This is a genomic window from bacterium, from assembly GCA_030693325.1.
GTDB lineage: Bacteria > Patescibacteriota > Minisyncoccia > UBA6257 > MFKM01 > MFKM01.
Genome location: JAUYAV010000021.1, coordinates 1 through 5,392, shown reverse-complemented (window position 1 = coordinate 5,392; position 5,392 = coordinate 1). Strand labels below are relative to the sequence as shown.

At 37.1% G+C, this 5,392-nt stretch carries 5 protein-coding genes; 3 read left to right on the top strand and 2 right to left on the bottom strand.

The window, feature by feature from the left end:
• The coding region (locus Q8N22_03160) for a zinc finger domain-containing protein (protein ID MDP3052923.1) at positions 1–286 on the top strand (286 nt) is incomplete at its 5' end.
• Positions 287–404: 118 nt separating this feature from the next.
• A complete protein-coding gene (locus tag Q8N22_03155; protein ID MDP3052922.1) occupies positions 405–2,696 on the top strand; it encodes an N-6 DNA methylase in 2,292 nt (763 codons plus the stop codon).
• 77 nt (positions 2,697–2,773) lie between these two features.
• On the opposite strand, the gene Q8N22_03150 is transcribed toward Q8N22_03155, so the two are convergent.
• Together Q8N22_03150 and Q8N22_03145 are read right to left on the bottom strand one after the other, a co-directional pair.
• Positions 2,774–3,460 carry an iron-sulfur cluster assembly scaffold protein gene (locus tag Q8N22_03150; protein MDP3052921.1) on the bottom strand — a complete coding sequence of 229 codons (687 nt, stop codon included), beginning with the start codon at positions 3,458–3,460 and terminating at the stop codon, positions 2,774–2,776.
• A 174-nt stretch (positions 3,461–3,634) separates the two neighbouring features.
• Positions 3,635–4,846, bottom strand: a complete 1,212-nt coding sequence (locus Q8N22_03145) for a cysteine desulfurase family protein (GenBank protein ID MDP3052920.1) — start codon at positions 4,844–4,846, stop codon at positions 3,635–3,637.
• Between the two features lie 159 nt (positions 4,847–5,005).
• Between Q8N22_03145 and Q8N22_03140 the strand changes: the two genes are divergently transcribed.
• Positions 5,006–5,392: CTP synthase (locus tag Q8N22_03140; protein MDP3052919.1), on the top strand; the 387-nt coding region annotated here is incomplete at its 3' end.

Sequence of the window (5,392 nt, the reverse complement as noted above, 5' to 3'; positions counted from 1 at the left end):
TCAAAAACTAAAAGCAAAAGAAACTAAAATACTTTATTCGGCAATCAAGAAAATTTTAACAAAAGCGATAAAAGCCAAAGGCACCAGCGTTTCCGATTACCGCCGGCCGTCCGGCGAAAAAGGCAATTTCGCGAAATTTCTTAAAGTTTACCCCGTTAGAGATTTTACAATCTCTAACGGGGTTTATCACCGTATCGGAAAATTTTGCCCCCGCTGTGGAACTAAAATTCAGCGCCTCAAATTCGGCGGCCGTTCGGCTCATTTTTGCCAGAGGTGCCAGAAGTAGACATGGGCAAATTCTTAGGTGTTAGGCTAATTTTGACGACTATGCCTTCTTTACAAGTAAAGAAGTTATGCACATTTCCATGCTTGTGGAGTTTTTTATCCTAAGGTAGAATAAAAATATGGCAATCAGTAGTGAATTTCACTCATATATTTATATCAAGAATGAATTGGCTATTTTGGGCTGGAATGTTTGCAATCCTACAAAAAAACCAGAAGGAGAAGTATATATGCAAAACGAATGTTTGCAGAATAAAATTATTAAACAGTATTTTCTTTCTAGAGAAAGACCAGAAAATATAATAGTTGTTAGAAACAATAAATTTTGGATTATAGAGGCAAAGCCAGAACAAAAAGATATAAATAAAGCTATAAATCAAGCTAAAGAATACGCCGAAAAATTAAACAAAGACCAAATTTATGCACCCATAATTACGGCGGTTGCAGGAAACGATGAAGACACATATGTTGTTCAAAGTTTTTACTATTATAAGGGTCAATGGAAGCTCATAGAAGCGAATGGAAAAGTTTTAACCGGATTATTGCCAAAAGAAACTGCTCATTTTCTTGTTGACAATGATATTTACAAAACTGAGGAGTTTAATCTTCCCGATGATATATACTATGCAAAAGCTAAGAAAATAAACGCAATTTTGCACATAGGCTCTATAAACAAAAATAATAGAGCGAAAGTAATGTCGGCTTTATTGCTAGCATTACTAGAAGATAATCCGTTAAATCTTAACAACTCAGCATCTGTTTTAATCCAAGAAATTAACGCAAGAGTTGAAAAAGTATTATACGAACATAAAAAGAGAGAGTTTGCTAAATTCGTTCAAATTACAACTCCGCCAACTCCTGATAATCATGTAAAATTTAGAAAAGCAATAATAGACTCAATTCAAGAATTACAGGGATTGAATATCCGATCTGCGATGAACTCAGGAACAGATATTTTGGGAAGATTTTATGAGAGTTTTCTTAAATATGGGAATGGTGCGAAAGAAATTGGAATTGTTTTGACGCCGAGACATCTTACTCGTTTTGGGGCGGAAGTCATTAATGTAAATGAAAATGATATTATTTTTGACCCTGCTTGCGGAACTGGAGGATTTCTTGTATCAGCTTTTGATTATGTAAAAAATCATATAAATAAAACACAATTAGACAAATTCAAAGAAAATAATATTTTTGGCATAGAACAAGAGCCAGAGGTAGTAAGTTTGGCATTAGTGAATATGATTTTTAGGGGAGATGGAAAAAACAACATTATTGAAGGCAATTGTTTTGCTAAAAAAATAAGTAAATTGGCGACAAAAGTATTAATGAATCCTCCCTTCGCTTTGAAAAAAGATGATGAAAAGGAATATAGATTTATAGATAACGCATTATTGCAAATGGAAGATAACGGATTAATGTTTGTAATCTTACCTAGTCCGATAATGTTTAAGGGCAGACAATTAAAATTCTGGAGAGAAAATTTGTTAAAAAATCATACATTGGAAGCAGTCATCAAACTTCCAGAAGATTTATTTTATCCTATTGCCGTTCATACTTCCGCAGTTATTATCAGAAAGGGTATCCCTCATCAAAAAGATAAAAATGTTTTTTGGGGGTATCTTAGCGATGGATTTGTCAAAAAGAAGGGTATTATGAAAAAATCTAAAGAGAATGGTAATCTAGAACTTATAAAATCAACCATCAAGGATTTTTTAAACGATTCTGTAAATATTAAGAATTCTGTTGCCAAAACATATATAATATCTCCGATACTTTTTGATAATGATATAGAATGTGCCCCAGAATTTTATTTAAAAGATGTTAGATATAAGCAGAATGAGATAAGCGAACAGATGAAGATTGTTTTAAGTAATTTATTTAATTATCTAATGAATAATTTTCACATAGAAAATAAATCATCTATAAAATGGCAATCCCATGGGATGAAGAAGGAAAATTTTGAAAATTTATTTAATATTATAAATGCGAAGTCAAATAACATTGAAGATTATTCCATTGGAGATATTCCCTTTATCACAAGTACCGAATTAAATAATGGCGTAGAAAAATATATAGAACCGGACGAAAAGAGTTTAATTTTCAATGAACCATGTATAACGCTGTCTTCGTTTGGTTTCGCTACTGTCCAAATCCCGCCATTTGTTGCCAGAAGTCATGGTGCTGTTTTAATATTAAAACCGAAACAAAAATTAAACCTAATTGAATTAAGTTATTTCGCCGCTCAAATTAATTTACAAAAATGGAGATTTTCTTATGGAAGGTGGGTAACAAAAAAGAGATTATTAAAACTTGAATTCTTACCACTTAGAGAGATTGCATTACCAGACATTGTTGAATTTATAAATTTATTTAAAGAAAGATGCAAAATTGCAGAGAATATTTTTAAGGATTAATTTACAAAACCTTTGCCCCATAAAAATCGCAATTTTTAGACTTTACTATTCTTTAGGGCGATACTTATAAACTCCTACTATATTGAATATTTTTCCTTATAAAAACGGATTAGTTGTTCAATTTCGGGGATGATTTTCGGGTTGGCAACGCCGACTTTGGTTCTTTCTTGAACTTTTTCCAAAGTATCGGCGCCTTCCAAAACCGCCATTTCAATGTCTTTGTCCGTGGTTTTGGTGTCCGGGTCAATAATCCGGCCTTCTTCTGGAACAATACGTTTCATTTGATTAGTTTGCCGGAAATAATCATTGATGGCGTTTCTTAAGGCCTTGTCGCCGAGAACCGAACAGTGGTATTTGATTTCGGGCAAGCCGCCCAATCTTTTAACAATATCCTGGGGTTTGATTTTTCGGGCTTTTTCTATACTCATTCCGCCTTTTTCGGTGAGCATTACCGAAAGCATGGAAGTGGAACCGATAGCGGCGCCGCAGCCAAAAGTCCGCCAGCGGCATTGTTTTATTTTTTCGGTTTTGGGGTCAATAAAGAGCCAAAAGCGCATCACATCGCCGCAGGCCGGGCTACCCACCATTCCGGAAGCGTTAAATTTTAATTTTTTCTCTTCTTCCGGCTTCATAAAATTTTTGGGGCAAAAAAAATGTTCTTTGACGGTTTTGCTGTAAACCCAGGGAGTTTGCCCCCGGCCTAAAATATCTGATTTTTTGATGTTTTTTGATTTTGCCATTGTTGTCTGAATTTTCGAGCTCATTGTGTAGCGAAGAAAATTTAGCCACAACAATGAGCACCGAGCACTCAGTATTGTTTATTTATACTATATTTGAATTTCAGTATCCAGTTAAACATAGTTGTAAATTTTATAAATCATACTGAGTGCTCGGTAAAGGTTTTGTTGCTAAAATTTCAGCGCCTTTGGCTTGAAATTTTAGACAAAGCCCTTTATTTTAACCGGTGAAAGCTCCCGAAGTTTTTTAACGATTGGAGGCAAAACCTTTAAAACATAATCAATGTCTTTTTGAGTTGTTTTCTTGCCTAAGGTTAGCCGCAAACTGCCGTGGATTATTTCCCGCGGCAGGCCGATGGCTTGCAGGACATGCGAGGGTTGAAGCGTCTGGGAATGGCAGGCCGAGCCGGTGGAGGCGCAGATGCCGTATTGGTCAAGATGCAAAAGCAGGGCTTCGCCTTCAATATCTAATATAGTGATATTGACGTTGTTAGGCAATCTTTTTTCGGGATGGCCGTTGAGAAAAGTTTTGGGAATGGTTTTTAAAATTCTTTCGGTTAAGTTTTGGGAAAGTTTTTTCAGGCGTTGGGATTCTTTTTTCCTGTTTTTTTGAGCCAGTTCCAGGGCTTTAGCCAGGCCGACATAGGCCGGGACATTTTCGGTGCCGGAACGCAATCCTTTTTCCTGGCCACCGCCGAAAATTATGGGCTTTAAAGGAGTGCCGGCGCGGACATATAAAATTGCGCTGCCTTTCGGCCCGTAAATTTTGGAGCCGTTGAGCGTCAAAAGATCAACGCCTAATTTTTCAACATTTAAATCCAGATAGCCGGCCGCCTGACAGGCATCGGTGTGAAAATAAATTTTTGGGAGTTTTTTATTTTTTCTCTCTTCATTGATTTTTTTCAATAATTTCCCGATTTCGGCGATTGGTTCAATTGTGCCGATTTCATTATTGGCGTACATCACCGAAACCAGAATCGTTTCCGGCTTAACGGCTTTTTTGATTTGTTCTGAGTTAATCAAGCCGTATTTATCAACCGGCAGAGTACTGACATTAAACCCTTCTTCTTCCAAGGCCAAGGCGGAATTTAAAACCGCGGGGTGCTCAATTTTTGTCGTGATAATATGCCCGGGTTTTTTCAGGGTTTTTTGGACAGCCCGATTCAATCCTAAAATAGCCAAATTGGCGCTTTCGGTGCCGCCGGCGGTGAAAATAATTTCTGTTTCTCTGGCGCCCAGGATTTTAGCGATTTTTTGGCGGGCTTGGCCTAAGGCGTTTTTAGCTTTTATGCCTGATTGATAAATACTTGAGGGATTGCCGAAATTTTCCGACCAAAACGGGTCCATCGCCTTTTTTACTTCCGGGGCTAAAGGCGTGGTGGCGGCATAGTCAAGGTAAATTAGTTTTTTCATTTCTTATTTAGGATAGACCTTTATATTGCCGAAAGTCAACAAATTCAGTAATTATGGTAATTGAGTAATTGAGTAATTATTTTGCTAAAATCGATAAAAGGATTAGAATAAAATTATCTAATTATTTAATTACCAAATTACTTAATTACTAAGTATATTATGAAATATATTTTTGTTGTCGGCGGCGTAATGTCGGGCGTGGGCAAGGGGGTGGCGGTGTCTTCAGTCGCCAAAATTCTCCAGTCCCGGGGCTTCCGGGTGACGGCCATTAAAATTGACCCTTATCTTAACGTTGACGCCGGGACGATGAACCCCACGGAGCACGGCGAAGTTTTTGTTTTAAACGACGGCACCGAGTGCGACCAGGACATGGGCAATTATGAAAGATTTTTAAATCAGGATTTGCCGGGCTTGAATTATATGACCGCCGGCAGTATTTTCCAGACCGTCATCAATAAAGAAAGAAATCTGGAATACGGCGGCCGCTGTGTGGAAGTCGTGCCGCATATTCCTTTGGAAGCTTTGGAAAAAATTAAAATTGCCGGC